This window comes from Pseudomonas frederiksbergensis, assembly GCF_003732665.1.
Lineage (GTDB): Bacteria > Pseudomonadota > Gammaproteobacteria > Pseudomonadales > Pseudomonadaceae > Aquipseudomonas > Aquipseudomonas frederiksbergensis_G.
Map to the genome: position 1 here is coordinate 89,147 of NZ_MOBP01000008.1, position 25,823 is coordinate 114,969.

General features: G+C 61.3%; 22 protein-coding genes. 12 read left to right on the forward strand and 10 right to left on the reverse strand.

All coding sequences use genetic code 11. The features are described from left to right. Positions 1–253 precede the first annotated feature (253 nt). Positions 254–3,085, forward strand: coding sequence for an ATP-binding protein (locus tag BK665_RS14605; protein WP_123406602.1), 2,832 nt, complete (start codon positions 254–256; stop codon positions 3,083–3,085). Here BK665_RS14605 and BK665_RS14610 read toward each other — a convergent pair. Together BK665_RS14610 and BK665_RS14615 are read right to left on the reverse strand one after the other, a co-directional pair. Further along, a complete protein-coding gene (locus tag BK665_RS14610) occupies positions 3,050–4,519 on the reverse strand; it encodes an ATP-binding protein (RefSeq protein WP_123406604.1) in 1,470 nt (489 codons plus the stop codon). The genes BK665_RS14605 and BK665_RS14610 overlap by 36 nt on opposite strands. A gap of 184 nt (positions 4,520–4,703) precedes the next feature. Then, entirely contained in the window at positions 4,704–5,654 is a 951-nt protein-coding gene (locus BK665_RS14615; protein ID WP_123406606.1) for a GlxA family transcriptional regulator, read from the reverse strand. Positions 5,655–5,964: 310 nt separating this feature from the next. On the opposite strand from BK665_RS14615, the gene BK665_RS14620 reads away from it, so the two are divergent. Continuing rightward, positions 5,965–6,687 (forward strand): pirin family protein, encoded by a 723-nt coding sequence (locus BK665_RS14620; RefSeq protein ID WP_123406608.1) that lies wholly within the window; start codon positions 5,965–5,967, stop codon positions 6,685–6,687. A 124-nt stretch (positions 6,688–6,811) separates the two neighbouring features. Here BK665_RS14620 and BK665_RS14625 read toward each other — a convergent pair whose 3' ends face one another. After that, on the reverse strand, positions 6,812–7,687 hold the full coding sequence (locus BK665_RS14625) for a LysR family transcriptional regulator (RefSeq protein ID WP_123406612.1): 876 nt from the start codon (positions 7,685–7,687) through the stop codon (positions 6,812–6,814). A gap of 114 nt (positions 7,688–7,801) precedes the next feature. On the opposite strand from BK665_RS14625, the gene BK665_RS14630 reads away from it, so the two are divergent. After that, the gene (locus tag BK665_RS14630; RefSeq protein ID WP_123406614.1) at positions 7,802–9,046 is read left to right on the forward strand and encodes a YbfB/YjiJ family MFS transporter; all 1,245 of its coding nucleotides are present in this window, start codon (positions 7,802–7,804) and stop codon (positions 9,044–9,046) included. A 100-nt stretch (positions 9,047–9,146) separates the two neighbouring features. Then, complete coding sequence (locus BK665_RS14635; RefSeq protein WP_123406616.1) at positions 9,147–10,148, forward strand: NAD(P)H-quinone oxidoreductase; 1,002 nt, start codon at positions 9,147–9,149, stop codon at positions 10,146–10,148. Here BK665_RS14635 and deoC read toward each other — a convergent pair. Continuing rightward, positions 10,142–10,825: a deoxyribose-phosphate aldolase gene (gene deoC / locus BK665_RS14640; protein WP_123406618.1), complete on the reverse strand. Its 684-nt coding sequence runs from the start codon at positions 10,823–10,825 to the stop codon at positions 10,142–10,144. The two genes, BK665_RS14635 and deoC, sit on opposite strands and share 7 nt — an antisense overlap. A 121-nt stretch (positions 10,826–10,946) precedes the next feature. Here deoC and deoR point away from each other — a divergent pair, with 121 nt between their 5' ends. Beyond that, positions 10,947–11,717 (forward strand): DNA-binding transcriptional repressor DeoR, encoded by a 771-nt coding sequence (deoR, locus tag BK665_RS14645; RefSeq protein ID WP_185076519.1) that lies wholly within the window; start codon positions 10,947–10,949, stop codon positions 11,715–11,717. Here the strand turns inward: deoR and BK665_RS14650 are convergent. Genes BK665_RS14650 through rbsK form a run of 3 tightly spaced genes read right to left on the reverse strand, consistent with a single transcriptional unit; the run spans position 11,710 to position 15,047 of the window. Continuing rightward, positions 11,710–12,768 (reverse strand): aldose 1-epimerase family protein, encoded by a 1,059-nt coding sequence (locus tag BK665_RS14650; RefSeq protein WP_123406622.1) that lies wholly within the window; start codon positions 12,766–12,768, stop codon positions 11,710–11,712. The two genes, deoR and BK665_RS14650, sit on opposite strands and share 8 nt — an antisense overlap. Then, on the reverse strand, positions 12,765–14,096 hold the full coding sequence (gene fucP / locus BK665_RS14655) for an L-fucose:H+ symporter permease (protein ID WP_123406624.1): 1,332 nt from the start codon (positions 14,094–14,096) through the stop codon (positions 12,765–12,767). Before fucP ends, BK665_RS14650 begins: the two co-directional genes overlap by 4 nt. A gap of 21 nt (positions 14,097–14,117) precedes the next feature. After that, a complete protein-coding gene (rbsK, locus tag BK665_RS14660) occupies positions 14,118–15,047 on the reverse strand; it encodes a ribokinase (RefSeq protein WP_123406626.1) in 930 nt (309 codons plus the stop codon). Positions 15,048–15,320: 273 nt separating this feature from the next. Here rbsK and BK665_RS14665 point away from each other — a divergent pair, with 273 nt between their 5' ends. Both BK665_RS14665 and BK665_RS14670 read left to right on the forward strand, forming a co-directional pair. Continuing rightward, a complete protein-coding gene (locus BK665_RS14665) occupies positions 15,321–16,691 on the forward strand; it encodes a hypothetical protein (RefSeq protein WP_259699602.1) in 1,371 nt (456 codons plus the stop codon). Positions 16,692–16,958: 267 nt separating this feature from the next. After that, a complete protein-coding gene (locus tag BK665_RS14670) occupies positions 16,959–17,909 on the forward strand; it encodes an alpha/beta hydrolase (protein ID WP_123406628.1) in 951 nt (316 codons plus the stop codon). A 3-nt stretch (positions 17,910–17,912) separates the two neighbouring features. On the opposite strand, the gene BK665_RS14675 is transcribed toward BK665_RS14670, so the two are convergent. Together BK665_RS14675 and BK665_RS14680 are read right to left on the reverse strand one after the other, a co-directional pair. Then, the gene (locus BK665_RS14675; protein WP_123406630.1) at positions 17,913–19,715 is read right to left on the reverse strand and encodes an ABC transporter ATP-binding protein; all 1,803 of its coding nucleotides are present in this window, start codon (positions 19,713–19,715) and stop codon (positions 17,913–17,915) included. Beyond that, on the reverse strand, positions 19,712–20,752 hold the full coding sequence (locus tag BK665_RS14680; protein ID WP_123406680.1) for an AraC family transcriptional regulator: 1,041 nt from the start codon (positions 20,750–20,752) through the stop codon (positions 19,712–19,714). Before BK665_RS14680 ends, BK665_RS14675 begins: the two co-directional genes overlap by 4 nt. A gap of 164 nt (positions 20,753–20,916) precedes the next feature. On the opposite strand from BK665_RS14680, the gene BK665_RS14685 reads away from it, so the two are divergent. The 4 genes from BK665_RS14685 (at position 20,917) to BK665_RS14700 (ending at position 23,574) form a co-directional block, all read left to right on the forward strand. Then, entirely contained in the window at positions 20,917–21,768 is an 852-nt protein-coding gene (locus BK665_RS14685) for a 3-hydroxybutyryl-CoA dehydrogenase (RefSeq protein WP_123406632.1), read from the forward strand. Then, complete coding sequence (locus BK665_RS14690) at positions 21,755–22,351, forward strand: TetR/AcrR family transcriptional regulator (RefSeq protein ID WP_123406634.1); 597 nt, start codon at positions 21,755–21,757, stop codon at positions 22,349–22,351. Before BK665_RS14685 ends, BK665_RS14690 begins: the two co-directional genes overlap by 14 nt. Positions 22,352–22,451: 100 nt before the next feature. Beyond that, on the forward strand, positions 22,452–23,009 hold the full coding sequence (locus BK665_RS14695) for a hypothetical protein (RefSeq protein ID WP_185076521.1): 558 nt from the start codon (positions 22,452–22,454) through the stop codon (positions 23,007–23,009). A 151-nt stretch (positions 23,010–23,160) separates the two neighbouring features. After that, positions 23,161–23,574: a VOC family protein gene (locus tag BK665_RS14700; protein WP_123406636.1), complete on the forward strand. Its 414-nt coding sequence runs from the start codon at positions 23,161–23,163 to the stop codon at positions 23,572–23,574. 197 nt (positions 23,575–23,771) lie between these two features. On the opposite strand, the gene BK665_RS14710 is transcribed toward BK665_RS14700, so the two are convergent. After that, positions 23,772–24,536 carry an EAL domain-containing protein gene (locus BK665_RS14710; protein WP_123406638.1) on the reverse strand — a complete coding sequence of 255 codons (765 nt, stop codon included), beginning with the start codon at positions 24,534–24,536 and terminating at the stop codon, positions 23,772–23,774. 212 nt (positions 24,537–24,748) lie between these two features. On the opposite strand from BK665_RS14710, the gene BK665_RS14715 reads away from it, so the two are divergent. Continuing rightward, positions 24,749–25,750 carry an AraC family transcriptional regulator gene (locus tag BK665_RS14715; protein WP_123406640.1) on the forward strand — a complete coding sequence of 334 codons (1,002 nt, stop codon included), beginning with the start codon at positions 24,749–24,751 and terminating at the stop codon, positions 25,748–25,750. Positions 25,751–25,823: the final 73 nt, after the last annotated feature.

The following is a 25,823-nucleotide window of genomic DNA, read 5'->3' on the forward strand; positions in this document are numbered from 1 at the left end:
AGCGCTAGAGTTTTGGGCGTAGACCGGATACTCGACGAGTTAAACGTTGTTAATTTTCACAACCACGGCCAGCACGCCACTGCGCTGTTTGTCACACTGACGTCCAATAAATACTGAGCGACGAGCGACAGCGGGAACGCGACAGTCGCAGCGAACACCTGACAGTCAGCAGAACCCTCATTGCGCTGACGGACAATCCTGAGGAACATGCCCGTAAACCGCGTACTAGACGGATGCAAGCAGGAGTGACCCGTTGACCCTTTCCCCCGAACAGGCCGTGCAGTTCGGCCCTTACCGGATCTATCCCGGACAACGCCTGATCCTGGAGGGCGACCAGCCCCTGCGCCTGGGGCGGCGCGCCATGGACATTCTGTTGATCCTGCTGGAGCACGCCGGGAACGTGGTCAGCAAGCAGGAATTGATCGCCCGGGTCTGGCCAAAAAGCGTGGTCGAAGACATCAATTTGCGGGTGCACATGGCGGCGCTGCGCAAGGCGCTGGGGGACGGTCAGGCCGGGCAGCGCTACATCGTCACCGTGGCCCAGCGTGGGTACAGTTTTGTCGCGCCGTTTTCCCTGGAGTCCATCGCGCAACATCCCGATGCGCTCGAGCCACAACGGCATAACCTGCCGGTGCGTCGCACCCGCATGATCGGCCGTCAGCACCTGGTGGACAGCGTGGTCACGCACCTGGCCCGCCAACGCTTCATCACCCTGCTCGGCCCCGGCGGCATCGGCAAGACCACAGTGGCCCTGCGCGTCGCCGAACAACTGATCGGCCACTACCGCGACGGCATCCGCCTGCTGGACCTGGCGCCGATCAATGACCCGGCGATGATCACCGCGCACCTGGCCACCCTGCTGGACCTGGCCCTGCACGATAACGAGCCGATGCACGGCCTGGCGGCGTTCCTGCGCGAGCGGCAGATGCTGCTGGTGATCGACAATTGCGAACACCTGCTCGATGCCATTGCGCTGCTCTGCGAAAGCATCCTGCGCGCCGCGCCCCACGTGCATATCCTGGCCACCAGCCGCGAGAGTCTGCGGGCCGAAGGCGAGTTCGTGCAGCGCCTGGAGTCCCTGGACTGCCCACCGCCCATCGCCGTGCTCGACCGCGCCCAGGCCCTGAGTTTTTCCGCGCTGCAACTGTTCGTCGAACGGGCGATGGCCAGCCACGACAGCTTCGAACTGAGCGATGAAGAGCTGCCATTGGCAGTTGAAATCTGCCAGCGCCTGGACGGTATTCCCCTGGCCATCGAGTTGGCGGCGGCGCAAGTCGTCAACTTCGGCATCAGCGGCTTGCACACACAATTGCAAGGCAGTTTTCGCCTGCTGACCCAGGGCAACCAGGCAACGTTGGGCCGCCATCAAACCCTGCGCGCGACGCTGGACTGGAGCTTCGAACTGCTCAGTGCCTGCGAGCAAACCTGCCTGCGCCGACTGGGCATATTCCGCGGCAGTTTCACCCTGGAATCTGCGGCGGCGGTGATCGTCGGCGAACACATCGCCCCCAGCGTGGTGTTTGCTTCGATCACGCAATTGGTGGCCAAATCCTTGCTCAACGTGGAAGTCGGCGACGAAGACGTGTTCTATCGCCTGCTCGACACCACCCAGGGCTATGCCCTGGAAAAACTCCATCTGGCGGGCGAACTGTCGAGCACCCGGCAGCGGCATGCCGAGCGCTGCCTGGCCTTGATGCATCAAGCGCAAAACGACTGGGAGCACACCCCGACGCACCTGTGGATCGAGCGTTACGCCCGGGGCCTGGAAGACATTCGCGTCGCCCTCGAATGGGGTTTGAACGCCGCCGGGCCGCAGGCGCTGGCGATCCGTTTGACCGCCACCTCGACACCGTTGTGGCAGGAGCTGTCGCTGTTGAAAGAGCACGGCATCTATGTGCGCCGGGCCTTAGCCTTGCTCGCTGCCACCCCGCAGCCCTGCCCGCACCTGACCATCGCGTTGAAACTTGCCCTCGGCAGTTCCTGCTACCACGCCCAGGGCGGCACGGCCGAAACCGTCGATGCCTTCGTCAGCGCCCGGACCCTGGCCGAACACTGCGCCGATGTGCCCGGCCAGTTGCGGGCGGTGTCCGGGCACATGGCGGTGAACCTGTGTAGCGGCAACTATCAAATGGCCTTGGAGCAGAGCCGACAATTCGACCAATTGGGGCTGCACGACGACGCGTCGCTGTCCCTCAGTACCCATCGCTTGCAGGTCCTGGCCCTGCACTTTTCCGGGGATCAGCCACAGGCGCGGGAGAACGCCGAGCGGGTGATCCAGCGCATGGCCCACAGCGGGCACCTGAACCGTTTCACCCGTGGCTTTGGCGTGCAGTACGACCAGAGCGTTGCGTCCCTGACCATCCTGGCGCGAATCCTCTGGCTGCAAGGCCAGCCGGAACAAGCCTGGCGCACCGCGCGTCAGGCGCTGGAGATCGCGATCCAGATCAACCATGGCACCTCAATCTGCTACACCCTGGCCCTGGCCGGTTGCGTGATCGCCCAGTACAACGGCGACATCGCTACCGCCCGTGAACTGGTGCGCCTGTTGCTGGAGCAGGCGCAGAAGCATTCGGTGTTGCTGTTTTACAACTGGGCGCGGCAGTACGCGCAGGTGATTGATGGGGCCGAAGGGCCTGCGCAACCGGGGGTCGGGTTGGTCAAGGAAATCATGGTGACGCTGGACGGTGGGCGTGTGGATGAGGGGTTGGTGGCGCGGGCCGAGAGTGGTGCGGCGGGTTGGAGTGCGGCGGAGATTCTGCGGGTTCGGGGGGAAGCGTTGTTGGTCGAGGAGAACTTGCTGGAAGTGGGTTGTCTGGACGAGCGCCTTCGCGAGCAGGCTCGCTCCCACAGTGGGGAAGCGGTGTTGTTGAGGGCGCTGGCGGTGGCGCGGGAGCAAGGGGCGTTGGCGTGGGAGTTGCGCAGTGCGACTTCGCTGGCGCGGCTTTGGCAGGGACAGGGAGATTTTCGGCGCGCTTATGAGTTGCTGGCGCCGGTCTATGCACGGTTCACGGAAGGGTTTGCCACGCCGGACCTGCTGAAAGTCCGGCGTTTACTCGATGAGCTCGACGGGCAATTGCACCCCTGAGATCCAGCGCGCTCGGCTGTTGTACTGCGCATGGCTCAGTTCCAGCGCCCGCAGGTGGCCGCTGTGTTCAAGTTTCTCCAAGGCATAGGCGCGGGTGGTGTTAAGGAAGCGATAGCGGACCGTGCCATTGATCCGCTCGACCATCAGCAACGATTTGCGCGCCAGGCGCTCGACCATGGCCAACAGGTGCATGGGCGGCAGCACCGCGCAACTGATCACGCCAATCGCCGCGTCCAGGGTGAAGGCCATTTTGAACACTGCCAGGTGCTGCAACACCATTTGCTCCAACGGACTCAGGCGTTCGTAGCTCCAGTCCAGCGCAGCCTTGAGGGTCTGGTGGCGCGGCACCGCAGTGCGCCGGCCCTGGGTCAGCAACTGGAAGCAGTTGTCCAATTGCGCTTGCAGCCCCACCAGCGCCAGGGCATCGATCTGGGCGGCGGCCAGTTCGATGGCCAGGGGCAAGCCGTCGAGGCGCCGACAGATGTCGCGCACAGCTTTGAGGTCTTGTTCGCGCAAGGCGAAACCCTGCTGCCGGGCACGGGCGCGGCTGACGAACAGTTGCACCGCTGAATAACCCATGACCTCGGCCACGCAGTACAACGCCGAGGCCGGCGGCACGGCCAAAGGTGGCAGGCGCAACACGGTTTCATCCAGGGCTTGCAGGGGTTCGCGGCTGGTGACGAGGATCGACAGGCGGGGCGCCGTGAACAGCAGGTCCTCGACCAGCGAGCGACAACGTTCGAGCAAGTGATCGCAGTTGTCGAGCACCAGCAAGGCATGGCGGGAGGTCAGGCTCGTATCGAATGCCAGGGTGTTAGTCAGGTGATCGACCAACTGCGCCGGATCGTCGATGCAGGCCAGATCAATCAGCCAAACGCCGTCACGATAGTGCTGCAACAGCAACTCACCGACGCGCAAGGCCACGGTGGTCTTGCCGATACCCGCCGGACCAACCAAGGTCATGAAGCGGCGCACCGGCAACTGGCGCACCACGCTGCCGACAATCGAATCTCGACCCGTGACCGGCGTCAGCCGCGCCGGGAGGTTGTGCTGGGGTTTGCAGGTGCTGTCGATGAACACCGGCGTGCCTTCCGGTACACGCTGCACCGGGGCGATAAAGCTGTAGCCGCGCTGCGGGATGTTGACGATGTAGCGCAGGCCGTTCTGGCCATCGCCCAGCGCCCGGCGCAGGGCCGCAATGTGCACCCGCAGGTTGATCTCTTCGACCACTGATGTCGGCCAGACCCGGGCGATCAGTTCGTCCTTGCTGACCACCTGCCCGGCACGCTCGACGAGCACCTGCAAAATGTCCAGCGCCCGGCCGCCCATGCGCAACGGCCGATCACCTTCCAGGATCAGCCGTTGGCCGGGGTGAAACGCGTAGGGGCCGAACTGCAGCACCGCATCGCTGTTTAATTCTGTGAGGCTGTTCATGCACGTCACGTGCTGAAGACCGGGTTGGGCTCAAGGTACTGAAGGTCCATCGCGCACGTCCAACCAGGCTCCCGCATCTCCATCGCCAAGAGTTCACCGGTATCTTGGCAGGCATCGATGAACGTACAACGACCACGCGGGGAGCATCACGGACATCGCGGTGCGCAGAACGGACACAAAGGCTCTAACTGAACTGTTCGCGGTACTGCGCGGGGGTCAGGCCGAGTTTTTCACTGAACAAAAAGCGCATGTGCCGCACGCTGCCGAAGCCGCTTTTGTAGGCCACGGTCTTGAGCGGCGCGTCGCAGGTTTCCAGCAATTTCCGGGCATGATCGATGCGCGCACTTTGCAGGAATTCCATGGGCGTCATGTTCACTTCCCGGGCAAACAGCCGGGCGAAGTGTCGCGAACTCATGTTCGCCAGACTCGCCATGCGTTCGATGTTGAAAGATTCCTCGAGGTGTTCGAGCACGTAGTTCTGCACCCGGGTGATCGGCGTTTCGTGGGGCGCGACGGTGGCCATCAACGGACTGAACTGCGCTTGCCCGCCCTGGCGTTTCATCACCACCAGCAACACCTTGGCCACGTCCTGGGCGACTTTTTTGCCATGGTCCTGGGCAACCACCGCCAATGCCAGGTCAATGCCGGCGGTGACGCCGCCGGAGGTGATGAGATTGCGGTCCTCGACGTAGATCTGATCGGTCTCCACCCTCGCCTTCGGAAAGCCCTTGATCAGGCGTTCGGTGTAGTGCCAGTGGGTGGTCACGCGGAAACCGTCGAGCAACCCGGCATGCCCGAGCACGAAGGCGCCGGTGCAGATCGAGCCGTAGCGCCCGGCGCGAGTGACGGCGCCCCGCAGCCAGGCCAGCAAAGGCTGCGGTTTGTCGTTATAGGCGCCGGGGCCGCCGGGAATCAGCAACAGGTCGTAGTGCTCGCTGGCCTGATCGATATGCACGTCGGCCTGGACATTGACGCCATTGGATGCACGCAACGGACCGTGCTCGGTGCCAATGGTCGACAGCACGTAGTGGTCGGCCGGGGCCAGATAACGGTTGGCGATGGAAAACACCTCCATCGGCCCGGCCATGTCGAGCAGGAGGAAGTTGGGGAACAGCACCATTGCCACGGTTTTCATGGGTTCAACATCACTGAAGTCATAAGAAGGTCTGCCTGCTAAACACAAANNTCGCGAAGGCGGTGGGTCAGCCAAAGAAGATGTCGACTGACACTCCGCCTTCGCGAGCAAGCCCGCTCCCACAGGGTTGTGTGGTGTGCATTATGGCCAAGTGTGGCGGATGCGGTTAATAAGATTACGTGACTCGCTCCGCAAAACTGTCAACCTGAGAGAGACAGTATTTCAATTTTCATCTACTTATTGCATCAGCCGGTAAACATTAACCTTCTCCTCACTCGGACGAATTCACGTCCTGACAGGAGATTTCATCATGCTGACCCTTCGCAAAGCTTCGGATCGCGGCGCGGCCAATCACGGTTGGTTGAAGTCGTTCCATACCTTTTCCTTCGCCAACTACCGCAACCCCAAAGAACAGGGTTTTTCCGACCTGTTGGTGATCAACGATGACCGCGTTGCGGCGGGTAAAGGCTTTGGCCAGCACCCGCACCGGGACATGGAGATTTTCTCCTATGTGCTCGAAGGCGCCCTGGAACACAAGGACACCCTGGGCACCGGTTCGGTGATCCGCCCCGGCGATGTGCAACTGATGAGCGCCGGCAGCGGCGTGGCCCACAGCGAGTACAACCACTCGGCCACCCGTGGCGTGCACTTCCTGCAAATCTGGATCGTGCCTGAGGTCAGCGGCGCCAAACCGCGTTACCAGCAAGAGCACTTCAGCACCCAGAAAAAACGTGGGCGCCTGCAGTTGATCATCTCCCCGGACGGGGCCAAGGGTTCGCTGTCGGTGCGTCAGGATGCGCGGGTGTATGCCGGGCTGTTTGACGGCAAGGAAAGCGCCACCCTGGAACTGGCAGCCAACCGTTACGCCTATGTGCATGTGGCTCGCGGCAGTGTTGAACTCAACGGCATGCAGTTGCAGGAAGGCGATGGCGTGCGGGTTCGTGAAGAACAGGTGCTGACCTTGAGCAATGGCGTGGATGCCGAGGTGCTGGTATTTGACTTGCGGCCGCAGGAATTGCCGGAAATGCCTTAACACATCAAGATCAAGAGATCGCAGCCTCGTTTCACTCGACAGCTCCTACAGGACAATGCACTCCAATGATTGCGTTCTCCCTGTAGGAGCTGTCGAGGGAACCGAGGCTGCGATCTTTTGATTTTCATTCACCCGTACCGGAAAACCCCGCCACGATTTCATCTATCACCGCCCTCACCCGCGCCGTATGCCGCAAATCCGCATGGGTCACCAGCCATACGTCATAAGGCACCGGCCGCGTGCGCTCCGGCCACAACCGCACCAGTCCATCCCGCTCGCCCATGTAAATCGGAATTTCCCCAACCCCGATCCCCGCCGCAATCGATCGCCGTACCAGCAACCCCGAGCCCAGGCTCGACACAATCCGCCCCCGAGTCAGCGGTTCCGAAACCATCGTCATCTCCTTGTTGCCTGCCAGATAGGGCTGATACACCACGAGATCATGCCCTTCGAACGCCGACCCCGGCGCCGGTACGCCGTGGGCGTCCACGTACGCCTGGGAGGCGAACAACCCCACCGGCCAACGGGCAATGCGTCGGGCGATCAGGTCCGGGTTGTCCGGCCGGGCATTGCGCACGGCGATGTCGGCCTCGCGCTTGGCCAAACTGATCATTTGCGTGGACGCATCCAGTTGCACTTGCACATCCGGGTGTTTGTCGTGCAATCGGGCAATCGCCGGGATCAGGAAATCAATCGCAAACGAATCCGTGGTGCTGACCCGCACGGTGCCGGTCAACCGATCATCCAGCCCCTGGATTTGCCGCTGCAATTCCAACGCCGACCCTTCCATTTTTTCCACCGCCAGCAACGCCGCCTCGCCCACCGCCGTCAGCGCATAGCCTTCGGAGGTCCGCAAAAACAGCGTCGCGCTCAAGGCCTTCTCCAGCGCCGTGACCCGCCGCCCGACCGTGGCCTGATCGACCCCCAGTACTCGCGCCGCGCCGCGCAATGTCGACTCACGGCACACCGCCAGAAACACCCGCGCATCATCCCAATTCATAGGGCTCTCCTGCCGCTGCATATTCGCATCACTGTAGCGCGAATTCGCTGCATTACTGCATCAGAAAACCTCGATACGCTGTAGCTCAGAGATAAGCCTCACAGGACAGCCCCCATGCACAGCACATCGACTCCCCCGCGCAGCGCGATCTGGCTGCCGATTTTCGCCGGCCTCTGCGCCAGCCTGGTCAGCATCGGCCTGGCGCGGTTTGCCTATACGCCGCTGATTCCTTCGCTGATCCAGGCCCAATGGTTTTCCGCCAATGACGTGGTGTACCTCGGCGCGGCCAACCTCGTCGGTTACCTGATTGGCGCGCTGATCGGTCATCCCCTGGCCCGACGGGTGGGCAACAGCACGGCGTTGCGCGTGATGATGCTGGCGGTGACGCTGTCGTTTTTCGCCTGTGGCTTCCCATTGTCGGTGAGCTGGTTCTTCGGCTGGCGCTTGCTGTCCGGCGTGGCCGGTGGCGCGATCATGGTGCTCGTGGCAGCGACCGTGTTGCCCCATGTGCCGGTGTCCCGTCGGGGTCTGGCCAGCGGTGCGATTTTTCTGGGCATCGGCCTGGGCATTGCCGGTTCGGGGACGATTGTGCCGCCGCTGCTGAGCCTGGGTTTGCAGAACACTTGGTTCGGCCTCGGTTTGCTGGCGCTGGTGTTGACCGCCGCGAGCTGGTTTGGCTGGCCGACCATGACGCCGCAACACGTCGAACCGGCGCATAGCGACAGTGTGAAATCGCCAACGCCACCGGGCCTGTACCTGCTGTTTGCCCAGTACGCCTTCATGGCGGCGGGCCTGGTGCCGGCGATGGTGTTTTTGGTGGACTTCGTCGCTCGCGGCCTCGGCGCCGGGGCACACGTCGGCGCGCTGATCTGGGTCATGTATGGCCTGGGGGCGATTGCCGGACCGGTGAGCTATGGTTTTCTCGCCGACAAACTCGGCGCACGCTTGAGCATCCGGATTGTGCTGGTGGTGCAGGCGCTAGCCCTAGCTTTGCTGGCAGCTTCCAGCTCATTCCTGGCCCTGGCGTTGCTGGCGGTGATCCTCGGCTCGTTCCCACCGGGCATCGTGCCCCTGGCGCTGGCCCGGGTGCATGAACTGGTGCCCAACCATCATCAACAACAAATCGCGTGGAGCCGTGCCACCGTGTCGTTCGCTACGTTTCAGGCGCTGACCGGGTTTGCCTATTCGGCAATATTCAATGCCAGTGGCGGAAAGCATGCGCTGTTGTTTGTGATTGCGTGTGGGGCCATTGTTGTTGCATTGATTCTGGAATTGGCGATGCGCTTATTGAATCAACACCAATCCCCTGTGGGAGCGGGCCTGCTCGCGAATACGGTATGTCAGGCACATAAATGCTGAATGACACGCCGCTTTCGCGAGCAGGCCCTCTCCCACACTGAATTATTCGTCCGCTCAGGCGATCCCATTTACAGATCCCTTTTCACCACAGGAACCCAAAATGACCCTGCCCCAAACCATGACCCTCATCGAAATCACCCAACCCGGCGGCCCTGAAGTCCTGCAACCGAAGGACGTGCCGATGCCCACGGTGGCCGCCGGTGAAGTGTTGATCCGCGTCTACGCCGCCGGGGTCAATCGCCCGGACGTGATCCAGCGCGCCGGCAAGTACCCGATGAAACCCGGCATGAGCCCGATCCCCGGCCTGGAAGTGGCGGGTGAAGTCGTGGCCATCGGCAAAGGGGTCAGTGAGTTTGTGCTGGGCGACAAAGTCTGTGCCCTGACCAACGGCGGTGGCTACGCGCAATATTGCGTGGCCCCGGCCAGTCAGACGTTGCCGATTCCCGATGACATGGACTGGATTCAAGCCGCCGCCATCCCGGAAACCTTCTTCACGGTCTGGGCCAACCTGTTTGAAATGGGCGGCGCCAGCAAAGGCCAGCGCGCCTTGATCCACGGCGGCACCAGCGGCATCGGCACTACCGCGTTGATGTTGTGCCGCGAGTTCGGCGTCGAGGCGTTTGCCACTGCCGGCAGCGAGGAAAAATGCGACGCGATTCGTAAGCTCGGGGCCAAGGCGATCAACTACCGCGATCAGGATTTCGCCCAGGTCATTGCCGAAAAAACCTCTGGCAAAGGGGTGAATGTGATCCTCGACATCATGGGCGGCTCGTACTTCAACAAGAACGTGACCGCCCTGGCCATGGAAGGTCGGCTGGTGATGCTCGGCTTCCTCGGCGGCGCCCATGCCGATGGTGTCGACCTGCTGGCGATCATGGCCAAACGCGCGATCATCACCGGCTCACTGCTGCGCTCGCGCACTAAAGAAGAAAAAGCCGCCATCGCCCAAGGCCTGTACGAATACGTGTGGCCGGTGCTGTCGGCCGGGCGTTGCCTGCCGATGATCGACAAGGTCTACCCGTTCAAAGACGCCGCACAAGCCCATGCGCGCATGGAAGCCGGCGATCACATCGGCAAGATCGTCTTGAAAATGGATCAGTAACCCTCGCCCGCCGACTGCGCGCCACCGATGATCGCGATGCCGGAGCTGCTGCCCAAACGGGTGGCGCCGGCCTCGATCATCGCCAGTGCGGTCGGGTAATCGCGCACGCCGCCCGAGGCCTTGACGCCGATGTCCGCGCCCACGGTGCGGCGCATCAGGGCAACGTCTTCGACGGTGGCACCGCTGCGGCTGAAACCGGTGGAGGTCTTGACGAACGCGACGTTCAGTTCGCGGCAAATTTCGCAGGCCTTCACTTTTTCCGCATCGGTGAGCAGGCAAGTTTCCAGGATCACTTTGAGCGGCACGCTGCCACAGGCCTGTTTGACCTGGGCGATGTCGTCCTGCACCTCGGCGAACAAACCGTCCTTCAACCAACCGATGTTCAACACCATGTCGATTTCGCCCGCGCCGGCGGCAATCGCCCGCTCGGCTTCAAACGCTTTGCTCTCAGTCAATCCGGCACCCAACGGGAAGCCGACCACGGCGCAGACCTTGACGCTGTGCCCCGCCAATTGCTGCGCAGCAAGGGGCACCTGCCCGGAATTCACGCACACCGAATAGAAGCCATGTTCCGCCGCTTCGCGGCACAGGGTGGCGATTTGTTCGCGGCTGGCGTCCGGCGCCAGCAAGGTGTGATCGATGTACTGCGCCAGTGCCTGGGGTGGGAGATGGGCCATCGCAAAAACTCCTGTTTGTATATTCAAATGCCCCTGCGCCACAATCGAGGATCATTTGCGCAAAAACGTTACAAAACTCACAATTAATGTTACTTAAATAACATCAACAATCAACCCCGGAATGCCTGTGGACAGTAAAAAAGCCGAGCGTCTCAAGCTGATTCAACAAGCCCTGCAAGACCAGAGCGCCATTCACCTGCGCGAAATGGCCGCATTGCTGGACGTGTCGGAGATGACCCTGCGCCGCGACCTGAGCAAATACACCGACCACCTGCGCCTGCTCGGCGGCTACATCACCAAAACCCACGACGGCAATGAACCCGGCGACTACCGCGTGGCCGAACAGGACACCCGGCATGTCGAGGAAAAACGTCGCATCGGCAAACTCGCCGCACGCTTTATCCAGCCCGGCGACACGGTGTTCTTCGATTGCGGCACCACCACGCCCTTCGTGGTGGATTTCATCCCCGACGAGCTCGAATTCACCGCCGTGTGCAACTCCCTGAACGTGTTGCTAAAACTCTCGCAAAAACCCAATTGCCACATCGTGGTCTGCGGCGGCACCTTCCATCGCAAGAACCAGGTGTTCGAGAACCAGCGCGAACACGGCATCCTCGACAGCGTGCGCCTGACCTGGGCCTTCGTCTCCGCCGCCGGGGTCAGCCACGACTTCGGCGTGACCTGCTTCAATTTCAATGAAGTGGAGGTCAAGCAGAAGGTCCTGCGCCAGGCCCAACAGCGGCTGTTGCTGGCCGACCACAGCAAGTTCGACACCGTGCGCACTGCGCATTTCGCTGCCCTTGAGGATTTCCAGTACGTGGTCAGCGACAAGAAAATCCCCAAGGCCTACCGCGATGCCATCGAGGCCAGCGGTGCACAGTTGATTATCTGATCAAGGCCTGTTGTTCGGCTTTGTTCAGATAACCGGTGGTGACCTGAAACGCCGCCGTTTGCCCCGCCGCCAGCGAACGCACATGGCCCTTGGCGGACTCGGCGCGATAGCCTTCCGGTTCGCAGGTGGCGGGCAAGATGAACGCCGCCACTTGTTGATCGGCGTTGTGCAGGATCCAGCGCGCAGCGTGGTCGAATTGGTCCGGGCGATAGCGAGTGTAAAACGCAGCGCCGTCCGGGTGGCTCAGCAGGAAATGCGCATTGCCGTTTGCATCGGCCTTTACGCCGTCGAAGAAAAACACAATCTCAGGGTCGTAAAGATCGGGGCGGTCCAGGGATTGAAACTGTTCCGGCTCCAACGCCAACTGTTCCATGTAGCGGCTCCAGGCTGGCGTTGGTTTAACGTGGGCCGGGACGCTGCTGCGCAAGCGCACCTTGTCAAATCCCAGCGGCTCGATAAACCGTGCGCCCTCGACATAGGCGTAATTCATGTGGGCCATGTACATCAGGTCCATGGGTTTGCCGGCCAGGTTGGTCACGCTCATGGCGATGTCGAACAGACCGGAATCGGCGCGCAAGGTCACACTCGGGCTGGCGAGGTAGCAGTCGCCAAACCCCTGCGCATATTCGTATTCGCCGCCCAATCGCAGGAAGGGTCCGGCGCTGTCGTCGCCGATCTCCAGCCAAGCGCGGTCCATCGCCGCACAGGGCATTTCGCCGTGCAGCGGATGGTCGTCTTCGGGTGTCGGGCAGCCGTTACGCAACAGTCCGCTGTGGAACATGAAACAGCCGTAGGTGCCGATGACTGTCGGGCTCGGTCTGGGCTGGCTGAACAGGTTGCTCATGGTCAGGTCGCAGCCGTCGAACACCGCGTCCCAGATCATCTGGCCCTGGTACGGCAGCACCACCAGTTTGCCGCGACTGTTGGTCATTTCCAGCGCCAATACGCCGCTGGGATAAATGCTGGCGCTGACAGCGAAATGCTCTGATTTCAACAGTACCTTCGGCGCCTCGCCAAACAGCGCCGGATAAAGGTTGATCCGCGTGCTCATGAAGTCACCGCCGCACCCACCGGTGCCCGTTCGCTGGCGGAATTTCGCAGGCAACGCACGGCGTAGGCGACGATCACGATGAAGCACAGCAACGGCACGGTGTAGGCCAGTTGCATGTTGCCGCCGCTGTAATCGGACAGCAGGCCCTGGAAGATCGGAATCACCCCGCCACCGACGATGCTCATCACCAGCAGCGAACCGCCGACGCCAGTGTCTTCACCGAGGCCGTCGATGGTCAGGCCATAAATGGTCGGCCAGCACGGGCCGAGGAACACGCTCACCCCCACCGCCGCGTACACCGCCGTAATGTTCGGCACCAGAATCGTGTAGGCCAGCAACACAATGCACAGCACGCCGTACACCGCCAGCACCTTGGCCGGGTGCAGTTTGCGCATCAGCACGTTGGCGATCATTTTGCCGATGAAGTACGCGGCGAAGGTCGTCAGCAAAAACCACGAGGCGCTGCGCTCATTCATCCCGCCCAATTGCATGGCCAGGCGAATGGTGAAACTCCACACGCCGACTTGCGCGCCGACGTAGAGAAACTGCGCCAACACACCAAAAGTGAAACGCTTGTTGCCCCACAGCCGCGACAAACTCTGGCCGAGGCTGGCGGTTTTCTTGCTGGCGGTTTGCACGCCTTTGCACGCAGGGAACCGGGTGATGGCGATCAGGATGAACATCAGCACCAATACCGCGATCATCCATTTGTACGGCAGCAAGGTGGACTGGATCATTTGCAGTTGCTGCACCGCCGCGTCCGAGGCGCTCATTTGCGTGAGCTGCTCGCGGGTGGCGTCAGTGTCCTTGAACATCACGAAGCTGCCGACGTAGACCCCGGCCATCGCGCCGAACGGGTGGAAAGTCTGGGAAATGTTCAGTCGGCGGGTGCCGGTTTCACGGGGGCCCATCAGGGTCGAATAGGTGTTGCACGCGGTTTCGAGGAACGACAGCCCCGCCGCGATCACGAACAGCGCCAGCAGGAACATGCCGTACTTGGCGGTGGACGCCGCCGGGAAGAACAGCAGGCAGCCCAACATGTAGAGCATCAGGCCGATCAGGATGGTGGTCTTGTAGCTGAAACGCCGAACCACCAGCGCCGCCGGGATCGCCACGAAGAAGTAGCCGAGGTAAAACGCCGACTGCACGAACGCGGTCTGGAAATCGCTGAGCAGGAAGGCTTTCTTGAAATGCGCGATGAGCACGTCGTTCATGCTCGCGGCCGCCGCCCACAGCGCGAAGATGCTGCACAGCAGGATGAAGGCGAACCAGGGCGTGCGGTTCAGGTAGAAACCATCGGGCGTCTGTTGGAGCGGAGGCTTTGTCATTGTTGTTCTCCGGGTTGGGTTTTAAAGGGTGTCGAATTGGCGCTGGAATGCTGCGAACGCGCTGGCGTCCGGGTAGGAAGTCTGAGTGCCGAGGCCCGTGACTGAGCAGGCGGAATAGGCCACGGCCTGGGTCATGGCAGCGCGGATATCGCGGTCGCGGCTCCAGTGCTGGATAAAGCAACCGATGAAGGCATCGCCGGCACCGGTGGTGTCCCGGGCGTTGACGCGCAGGCCGGGAATCTGGAACTCGCCCTCCTCGCCGACGTACAGCGCGCCTTGCTGGCCGAGGGTCACGATCACATGGCGGATGCCACTGGCGACCAGGGATTTCGCGGCTTTGAGCGCTGACTCAGGTGAATCCACAGTCTGGCCGCTGATCAGCGCCAGTTCGGACTCGTTGGGCACCAGAAAATCCAGTTGCGCCAGGTGTTCACGACTCAGGCCGGACAAGGCTGGCGCCGGGTTGAGCAAGACCGGGATGTTGTGTTCACGGCCGAATTCGATGGCGTGATAGACGGTTGCGACGTTGATTTCCAGTTGCAGCACGATCAGCGAACACTCGCGAAGGGCTGGCGCGGCGACGTCGATATCCGCTGGGGCCAGATGGGCGTTGGCGCCTTTGACGATGAGGATGCTGTTGTGGGAATCGCCCTGGACGAAAATCGGCGCCACCCCACTGGACACGCCGGGCACACGCTGCACGTAACGGGTGTCGATGCCGAAGCGCTGGAAATTGGCCAGGGTGTTGTCGGCGAACATGTCATCGCCAACCTTGGTCAGCATCAACACATCCGCCCCCAGCTTGGCCGCAGCGACCGCCTGATTGGCGCCCTTGCCACCGCACCCCATGGCAAACCCCGGCGCTTCCAGCGTCTCGCCCTGGGCCGGCATGCGGTCGATGTAGGTGATCAGATCCACCATATTGCTGCCGATGACTGCGATCTTGCTCATTGCTATCCCACCTTGATACGGCTTGCCGGACTGATGTCGGCGTTGTTGTTTTGTTATTTAAATAACATTTGATGTGATTATTCAATCTTTTTATTGAGCGAGTGGAGAGGCAAAGACGAGCGGCTTTGCGCAGAACCTGTAGAAGCGAGCGGCACTCGCCGTCGGTCCGAAAACGTACCAAACCTGTAATTTCTGACAGTAGCCAGACCGCGGGGTTGGTTGTTCCATACGTCCATCGACGCATCGCTTGATGGACCGCGATAGGAGCAACCCATGCGCAAACTGATCGTTCTCTTCCTGATTGGCCTGGTAACGGGTTGCAGCCACTCCTCCGTTGAGCCCCTTACTGTCACCTCCCAAGCCACGGACGCGGCGCTGTCGGGGCAGCAAATCGCTGCTCAGTTGAATACGCTTTACAGTCGTCGATCGGTCAATTGCAATAACTCTGACACGCAACCGGCGTATCTCTGCTCAGGCGTCACGCTGCGCACCACCGTCAAAGATCCGGCCAATAAATACAAAGTCTGGGACCCCAGCCCAACCTCGATCGCCAGTGGCGGGGTGTCATTTTCCTACCTGCGCGCCGATGCCAATTTCGGCCGCCTGGCCTGGGGCTACGGCAATGGGCTGATCTTCTATCCCAAACTTGAAACCCCGGCGGGCAAGACTGCCGTGGACTCCATGTGTTCGTATCCCATGGACGGTTGGACCTGGACGCGCACCTCGGTGTGTGGTGCACATGCGTCATATCCGAGCCAGGGCGGCGCTTGCCAGAACACCGGGGTCACCACCGCAGAACAATGGAAAGAGGTTTGGGATAGCTCGTCAGCCAACCAAAACATTCGTCAATGCAGCTTCGATGTGCGCGGCGAGAGGGGCGCTCAGTCAGGTCCTGCGTTCTATCAATCACTGCGGGCAAAAAGCCTGCTGGGAGCGCAAGGTTTTGCCGAACATAACGAGGTGGTGCTCAAAACCTGGCCCAGTGGACGACCCAACACCCTGCCGCTGATGGCGTTTTTCTTCGTGGCTGGAGGGACGAACGCCGGCCTGGCCGATGCTCAATACAACCAGAGGGATTTTTACAACTCGACCAATCCGCAGATCGTGGTGCCGATCGTTCGCCTGACACCCGCCACCAGCGCAACCGGGATCGCCAGCTTCAGTTATGTCGCGGCGGACCAAGTGGTGGGGACGATGCCATTGAGTGAAAATTTCGACAGTGTGCCTGTCGGGCCACTCGTGCCTGGGGTCACGGTCGAGACGCCGTCCATGTTTGTATCTGTCCTCACAAATACTCTGCGCACCTCCTTCGCTCAAGCGCCCAGCGGAACCACCCCCGGCCAGATGGACGGCATCGTATTGCGCACCAGAGCCGACGCTGAAGTTATCCGGCTGGTGTTTAAATCATCGGTTTCCAGTTTCTCCTTTTATCTGCAACCCGTTTCTGTATCCACATCAAGGCCGATACAGATCAAGACGTTCAACGAAAACAACGTGCTGATGGGTACAACCCCACTTGCCGTGGCCAGCTCCCCCACCCCTCGTTACTTCCAGATAACCGCGCCTCAAAAAATACAATCGATAGAGATTCACACAGGACATACCGTTGTCGCGCATTTCGATCATTTCACCTTTACGCCTTGATGCATTTCTCGATGTCGGCGTAGCTGTATGTCTCTGCCGTTGACCGGTCACTGCAAGCGGGTTCAACGGCTCGGACAGTTGCTTACGGGTAGTCAGTCGCACAGCCCGGCCCTGGGTGTGCTGGCCTCTTCGCGAGCAAGCCCGCTCCCACAGGGGGATCGGGGTTATGCATCACACCGTGCAACACACACGGCTGTCGAAATAATTCCCCTCCCCCACTCGCATCTGTTAAAACCCGTGCTTTCCCCTGATCGACTGGACTGCTGGATGTTTTCTTCCCTCATGAGCCACTTGCGTCGGCGCTGGTTCTCATCGTTGTGCATGGCGCTGCTGATCATCGGTCTGCCGGCGAGTTGCGGGGTGCTCAAGTACAAAGAGCGCGAGTTGCTGTTCCGCATTGAGCCGGGCACCGCCGGGTGGTATCGCGGTTTGCCCCAGGACGTTCAGGAGTTCGACATCAAGCCGGCCAGTTTCAAGGGCAATCAAAACCTGCATGCCTGGTGGTGGCCGGCGGCGCGGCGAGATGCGCCGTCGATCCTGTACCTGCACGGCGTGCGCTGGAACCTCACCGGTCAGGCGTTTCGCATCGAGCAATTGCGGGCGATGGGCTATTCAGTGCTGGCCATCGACTACCGTGGGTTTGGTCAGAGCAAGGGCGACCTGCCGTCGGAAGCCAGCGTTTATGAGGACGCCCACGTCGCCTGGGAACGCTTCACCGCGATGCAGCCGGACCCGAACAAGCGCCTGATCTACGGCCATTCGTTGGGCGGCGCAGTGGCCATCGACCTTGCGGCCGACCTGGCCTCACAGGCGAAAAAGGACCACGTCGCGGTGCCGGTGCGCGGCCTGGTGATCGAATCCACCTTCACCACCCTGGGGGATGCGGTCGCGCAAGTGGCCGACGAAAACCTGCCAGTGAAGTCCCTGCCGGTGCGCTGGCTGCTGTCGCAGAAATTCGATTCCATCGACAAGATCACCGACATCGACATGCCGCTGCTGGTGGTCCACGGTCTGGCGGATGCCTTCATGCCCTCGCGCTTCAGCCAGCAGTTATTCAACGCCGCCAACGAGCCCAAGCGCCTGCTGCTGATCCCTGGCGGCACGCACAACAACAGCATGAGCCTGGGCGGCAGTCAGTATCGCCAGGCGCTGGAAAACCTGATGAAAGCCAAATCGCCACAAGTCGCGGCGGTGAATCGCAATGCTCCCCAGACGTGAGGCCTAGCGATAACCTTTAGCCTGCAAATCGAACAGCTGCGCATAACGCCCGCCCGCCACCACCAGACTGTCGTGGTCGCCCCGCTCCAGAATCGTCCCTTGATCCAGCACGATGATGTGGTCGGCGTTGCGCACGCTGGAAAACCGGTGGGAGATCAGCAAGGTCATGCGGCCCTGGGTGTGTTCGCTGAAATGCTCGAACACCGCTGCTTCCGCCGCTGGGTCGAGGGCTGAGGTCGGTTCGTCGAGGATCAGGATATCGGCCTCGCGGCGCATGTAGGCGCGGGACAAAGCGATCTTCTGCCATTGCCCGCCCGACAACTCCTGGCCCCCGGCAAACCAGCGCCCCAGTTGCGTGGCGTAACCGCGATCCAGCCCTTCGATAAAGGGCGCGGCCATGCCTTCGGCGGCGGCGGCTTTCCAGCGTTGCTCATCGTCGAAGGCCAGGGTATCGCCGACGCCGATGTTCTCGCCGACGGTGAACTGGTAGCGAATGTAGTCCTGGAAAATCACGCCGATGCGCCGTCGCAGCGCATCCTCTTCCCAGGCTTGCAGGTCGCTGCCGTCCAGCAGAATGCGGCCCTGATCCGGGCGATACAGGCGGGTCAGCAGTTTTATGAGCGTGGTCTTGCCCGAACCGTTTTCCCCTACCAACGCCACGCTGCGGCCCGGAACCAGGTGTAAGTCGATACTTTCCAGCGCCGCGCGACTGGACCCCGGATAACGGAAACCGACATTCTCGAAGCGCAGCCCATCGCCGGGCACTGCGCCCACGGTCAAGTGGCCTGTATCGCTCACCACCGGTTCAGCCAGGTATTCGTAAAGTGCCGACAGGTAAAGACCATCCTCATACAAACCACTGATCGCGCTAAGGCTACTGCTGACCGCCGTTTGCCCCTGCTTGAACAACACCAGGTACATGGTCATCTGCCCGAGGCTGATCTGGCCATGCACGGTGTCGACCACCACCCACGCATACGCCAGGTAAAACGCCCCGGTGCCCAGCAGCCCAAGGGCAAAACCCCAGCCATCGCGGCGCAGGGTCAAGCGTCGGTCTTCAGCGTAGAGTCGCTTGAACGTGTCGCGGTAACGCTTCAACAGCAGCGGTGCGAAGCCGAACAACTTGACCTCTTTGATGTAGCTCTCGTGGGACAGCAGCGTCTCGATGTAATTCTGCTGCCGGCTCTCCGGCGCCCGGCGGGTGAACAGCCGAAACGCATCCCCGGAAAAATGCGCCTCGGCAAAAAACACCGGCAACGCACCGACCACCAGCAACACCAGCGCCCACGGTGAAAAATGCACCAACAGCACGCCAAAACTGATCAGCACAATCAGGTTCTGGATCAACCCCAACGACTTCATCACCAACGCCAGCGGCCGGGTCGATGCCTCACGCCGCACCCGCACCAACTTGTCGTAAAACTCCGAGTTCTCGAACTGCACCAGCGACAACGTCTGGGCCTTCTCCAGAATCATCGTGTTGACCTTCTGCCCCAACTGCACCCGCAACAACGACTGCTGCACCGACAACGCCCGTTGCGTCCCGGACAACAACGCCAGCACACCCGCCTCGAACAACACATAACGCACCACCGGCCACAACGGCGCACTGCCCTGCTGCGCGTGCAACTGCATGGCGAACACCACCGCATCGACAATGCGTTGGCCGAGCCAGGCAGCCAGTGCCGGGAGGACCCCGGCAATCAGGGTGGCCAGCACCAGACCGAGGAACAACCCGCGTGAGGTGCCCCAGACCAGGAGCAAGGCGCGTCTAGCCTGGTCGAGTAGCGTGGCGAAGCGATTCATTCAACGCTCTCCGGTGAAGGCCTGGAAGACTCGCCCTGAAACCGCGCCCGATACCGCCCCGGGCTTTCCCCCGTCCATTTCTTGAACGCCCGATGAAACGCGCTCGGCTCTTGAAACCCCAACTGCTCGGCAATATCCCCAATGCTCGCCCCGCTCTCGCGCAACCGCTCAAACGCCACGCCGCGCCGCACTTCGTCTTTGATCTCCTGATAGGAACAGCCTTCGCGCTCCAGTTTGCGCCGGAAGGTGCTGGGGCTCAGGTGTTGTTCGAGGGCGAAGGCTTGCAGGGTGGGCCATTGGCTGTAATGGCTGTTGCGCAGGCGTTGGTGCACCTGGGAGGCGAGGCCGTGTTGGTTGCGGAAACGGATGACCAGCCATTGCGGCGCGGTGCGTAGAAACACTTTCAAGGAAGCCAGGTCTTGAACCACTGGCAGGCGCAGGTAGTGGCTGGCGAATTCGATTTCGGTGCGTTCGGCGCCGAAGGTCAGGTTGGGGCCCCAGAGCAAACGGTCGTCGCTGAGGGAGACGCGGGCATGGCGAAAGTCGGCGCGGTCGATGGGGATGCGCCGTCCGCCGAGCCAGCACAACAGGCTGATCATCAATACGAGGAAGGTTTCTTCGCCGAGGCGGCTGAGGTCGCTGTCGCTCGAGCAGGTTTGCAGGCTGATCACCGCACGTTTGCCGCGCACGGTCAGGGTGCCGCGAAAATCCGTGAGGAACAGGGCGAAGTTGGCCAGGCATTGGCGCAGGGCTTTGTGCAGGTCGGGCTCCTGAATCAGCGCGCGGCAGATCAGGGCGAAGCTGCCCGGCGGCATGCCGTGGCTGTCGAGGCCGAAAAATTCGTCGTCGAGTTCGCGAATCTGGATCAGCCACAACGCGGCAAAGGCGCTGGCCGGCACGCGGGCGGTGGGCTGGTCGAGCAGCGCCGGGTCGATATTGGCCTGTTCCAGCACTTGCGCCAGACGCTGGGGATTGTGCTCCAGCCGATGGATCATGGCCCGCACGAAGTAGGCCGCCACTGAATCCTTTTCCCGCATGTGAACGCTTTGCTCCCCTTCGCCTGACTGGCAAAAAACACCACTGCCGTTGAACAGTTGCGGCATAGGACAACCGCCCCGCCGGCTCTAGACTCGCGCCATAGTACGCCTTCGGCCGTTACGGCGGCCAAGGTATCGCACGCTTTGATCGAAGGACTTCCAGCATGAACCTGCAACACATTGGCGTGATCGGCGCGGGCACCATGGGCAACGGGATTGCGCAAGTCTGCGCAGTGGCCGGCTTCAACGTGACCTTGATCGACATCAGCGACAGCGCCCTGCAAAAGGCTGTCGCGACCGTCGGCAAGAACCTGGATCGCCAGGTCGCCAAAGCGACGCTGAGCGAAGAACAGAAACGCGCCGCCCTCGACAAGATCCGCACCAGCACCGACTACACCAGCCTGAAAGACGTGCAACTGGTGATCGAAGCCGCCACCGAAAACCTCGACCTGAAACTGCGCGTCCTGCAACAGATCGCCGCGCAGGTCAGCGCCGAGTGTGTGATTGCCTCCAACACCTCATCGCTGTCGATCACCCAACTCGCCGCCAGCGTCAGCCAACCGGAGCGCTTCATCGGCCTGCACTTCTTCAACCCGGTGCCGGTGATGGGCCTGATCGAAGTGATTCGCGGCCTGCAAACCAGTGATGCGACCCACGCCCTGGCGCTGGACATGGCCACGACGCTGGGCAAAACCGCGATCACCGCCGGCAACCGTCCGGGCTTCGTGGTGAACCGGATCCTGGTGCCGATGATCAACGAAGCGATCCTGGTATTTCAGGAAGGCCTGGCCAGCGCCGACGACATCGACGCCGGCATGCACCTGGGCTGCAACCAACCGATCGGCCCGCTGGCCCTGGCGGATTTGATTGGCCTGGACACGGTTTTGGCGATTCTCGAAGCGTTCTACGACGGCTTCAATGACAGCAAATATCGCCCGGCGCCGCTGCTCAAGGAAATGGTCGCCGCCGGTTACCTGGGCCGTAAGACGGGGCGTGGCTTCCATGCCTATGCCTGAGCGTTGTTCGCGCTTCGCCGAATACCGGGACAAAGTGCTGGAGCTGTTCGCCAGCAAGGGTTTCGGCCAGGTCGGCATGCGTGAACTCGCCACCTGCCTGGGGCTCGCCCCGGGCTCGTTGTATCACCATTACCCGAGCAAACAGCATTTGCTGCTGGACTTGATTGAAGAGTTCTACGAAGAGCTGCTGGCGACGCTTGGGCGCATCGAGAAAAAGACCAGGCGCGACATGCTGCCAAGGCTGATTCAGGCGCACCTGAACCTGCACCGGGAAATGCCCTGGCATTTTCGGCTGGCTGAGCGTGACAGCGGTTGTCTGAATGAAGATCAGCAGCAACGGGTTCGGCACTTGCGCGAGCAATACGAACGCCGGTTGCTGCAGATGCTGGCGGCTAAATCCCGATTCAGTGAGCAGGGCCAGTTGGCCGCCGGGCACGCGATCGCCAATTTGCTCAACAGCGCGCCGGGTTGGTTGACGCAGCATCCACTGGATGATGCGCAGCGGGATGAATTGCTGGAAAACCTGGTAAGTGGCGCGGTCGAGCGCTTGCTGCGCACCACGGTTCCACGCGCAGTTGCCTGAAGCCGAGGCATCCACGGCATAATGGCGCCCCCTCAAAACACCAAAAGGATTTCGTGTGTTCTCGCGCCTCAATACCCTCTGGTCATGGCTCTTTTACGCCATGAGCTGGCTCGTTGTACTCGTCTTGATTCTGCACCACGCCTTCTACGATTGGTTGCTGATGGAGCCTGTCGATGTCGGCGGTACGTTTATGGGCGGCGGCATGGCCATTCAGCTGTATCTGATCGGGTGGACCGTGGCCACGCTCGGCATGATCGTCGCCCTGTTGCTGCGCCTGCCGGGCGCCATGTTCGGCTGGATCGGCGCCGGACTGGTGCCGCTGGGCATCGGTGCCTGGTGGCAACTGAACTATCCGGACAACGCTGAAGAAGTGATCTACAGCATCAGCCGACAAGGGATTGGCACCTTTATGCTGATCGGCGCGATGCTGCTGGGCAGCGGTCTTTATGCTCGCGCCAGACGCAAAACCCGTGCACTGGATCGCGAGCACATGCCGGTGCAATTCATCGTCGCCCTGATGCTCGCCGCGTTCTTCATTGGCGTGCCCCTGGCTATCTACAAGCAGCAGACAATGCCCCATTGCGCCTTCAGCAAGGAGGGTCAGCAATTGACCGTATGCCTGGGCGATGATGACAGTGAGCGGGTGATCGTCGATTGATCGGGCGATAAGCCGCACCGTTGCTATAGAAAAAACGTCTGAATAAACCCGGCAAAACCCCGCCTCTAACGCTTTGCTACTTGAGGTCGAACCCTATTGAAGCTGAAGGCCGTCCTGGCCTCCAGCGCCACTCGGTTACCGGGAGCACACAATGAAAATCAATCCCTACCTGATCTTCAACGGCGACTGCAAAGCCGCCTTCACTTATTACGCCAAAGCCCTGCCCGGCACCATCGACGCCATGATGACCTTTGGTGAAACTCCGGCTAAGGATCATGTACAGGCGGACTACCACAACCTGATCATCCACACCCGCCTGTCGGTGGGTGACCAGGCGATCATGGGCTCGGACACCACCCCCGACCGCCCGACCGATGACATGAGCGGTTGCTCGATCTCACTGAACGTCGACAGCGTGGCCGAAGCCGAGCGCGTCTTCGCCGCATTGGCGGAAGACGGCACGGTGCAGATGCCCCTGGAGGCGACTTTCTGGGCGGCGCGTTTCGGGATGCTGGTGGATCGGTTTGGCGTGGCGTGGATGGTCAATTGCGAGAAGGATCAGTGAACTGAATGATGACCCCTGTGGGAGCGGGCTTGCTCGGGAAAGCGATTTCATCGCCAACAAAGATGTTGACTGACACTGCGCCTTCGCGAGCAAGCCCGCTCCCACAGGTTTAATGTTGATTCTTGAGCCCTCTGGCAACTCCACGACCGCCTGCTACCGTCAACACGCCGTTCCGCGAAATTGCTTTGCGACGCCCATCATCCGCTGATGCAACCTGACGCCATCGACCGCACCACACACCGCTCCCCCAACGCATCCATCCGCGGTCGCCCGAACAAGTACCCCTGCCCCCACTCGCCGCCACACGCCGTGGCCAGCGCCCGGTCAGCTTCGGATTCGATGCCTTCGATGATCACGCACGGCGCCAGGGTTTTGCACAGTTGCACCAGGTGGCCGAGGGTTTGGGCGTTGTTGGTTTCCAGGCGAGCGCGTTGCAGGTAGCCCTGGTCGATCTTGACGATGTCCGGGCAGGTCTGGCGGATGAATTCCAGGGTGCCGAGGCCGGCGCCGAAGTCGTCGATGGCCACTCGGCAGCCCAGCTCGCGCAGGCACAGGACGAATTCGATGGCGGCCGGAATGCTCGGTGGTGCGGAGCTTTCGGTGATTTCGATCACCAGTCGCGCGGCCACCGAGGGCGCATCCCGCAACAGCGAAAGGATCGGCTGCCAGTAGTCGTCGACAATGGTGCTCTGCGCGGAAATGTTGCAGCCCAGGCGCAGGTGTTCGTTGTGCAGCAAGCGCTCGATCACGCTGTGCACCACGCTGCGGTCGAGTTCGCGCATTACTGGGTGCTTTTCCAGCATGGCGAAGGGATAGACGCCCTCGCCCCTGGCATCGATGTGCCGCAACAGCCCTTCGTGGTACAGCACCCGACTGCTGCCGGGCAACCACACCACGGGTTGAAACGCCAACACCAACCGGCCTCGTGCCAACTCCTGGTAAAAACTTTCGACTTCGTGCATGTCACATCCGTAGACAAAGCGGCGGCCGGCCGCGGTTGAGCGTTGACTGCCGGCCATAATCGACCCTCGCCCAGCCGTCAGGAAGTGTTCCCGGATACCTTTCGCTTGTCCTTGGAAACGCGCCCCTACCGTTTATCGACTGCGATCATTTGTTTATTGCGATCATGCGCCGGCTTGCGCGACATCAATTAGCCACCACCCAAGGTATGACCATGCACACAATGACCAGCGCCAGTTTTCGGGTGCTCGCCGATGTCCTGACCGACGGAGGGGCAAACGTAGACGCCTTGCTCAAGCAGTTCGACAGCGGCGAGGAGGTCTTTGCAAACCCCAAGGGGGTCAGGCTGGAGCTGGTCTACAAAGTGATGGCGGAAGCGGTCAGGCGCACCGGCAATCCGGACATCGGTTTGCTGGCGTATACGCGAGCACACCCGGCCAATCTGGAGGTATTGGGTTACGCGGTGATGTCATGCGCGACGTTGGGCACCGCGCTGCAACGGCTGGTGGACTATCACTCATTGATCAGCAATGGCTTTTATCGGTGCCTGGACCACAAGCCCCGGGCGTTGAAGATGATCGGTTTCGACATCAGCCTTGAGCCAGCGCTGACGCCCCGGCCCTTTATCGACGCCGGTGCCGCGCAAACCCTGGGCTTGATCCACTGGCTGTTGCCCAAGCATAAACCCTTGCCTCTGGCGGCGACGTTCACTTATCCCAAACCCGCTGACACCTCTCGACTGGAACAACTGCTGGGCAACAATCTGTTGTTCAGTGCGGCGTACAACAGCCTGTCGTTCAGCCTCGACGATTGTGCGATTGCCTTGCCCACCGCCGACCCGGCGCTGGATGTGCTGCATGTGGAATACGCCCGTGCACGCTTGAATGTGTTGCTCAACAACTCGATGACCGCAAGGGTTCGGCGGGTATTGTCTGAGCGTCTGGCCCAGGGTGTGCCGAGTGATCTGGACAAAATTGCCCAGGTGGTCGGCGTCAGTGCACGCAGTTTGCAGCGGCGCCTGGGCAATGAAGACATGCACTTTTCGGCGTTGCAGGATGAAGCGCGGCTGATGCTGGCGCATAACTTTTTGCGCAACTCGGCAAGGAGCGTGAAGTACATCGGCGCGCTGTTGGGCTTTCGCGACCAGAGCAGTTTTCACAAGGCGTGCATTCGCTGGTTCGGGATGACGCCGGGGCGGTATCGGCAGGCTTCCTGAATCGCAGCCACACCACTGAATCCCTGTGGGAGCGGGCTTGCTCGCGAAAGCAGTGGGTCAGACAACATTGATG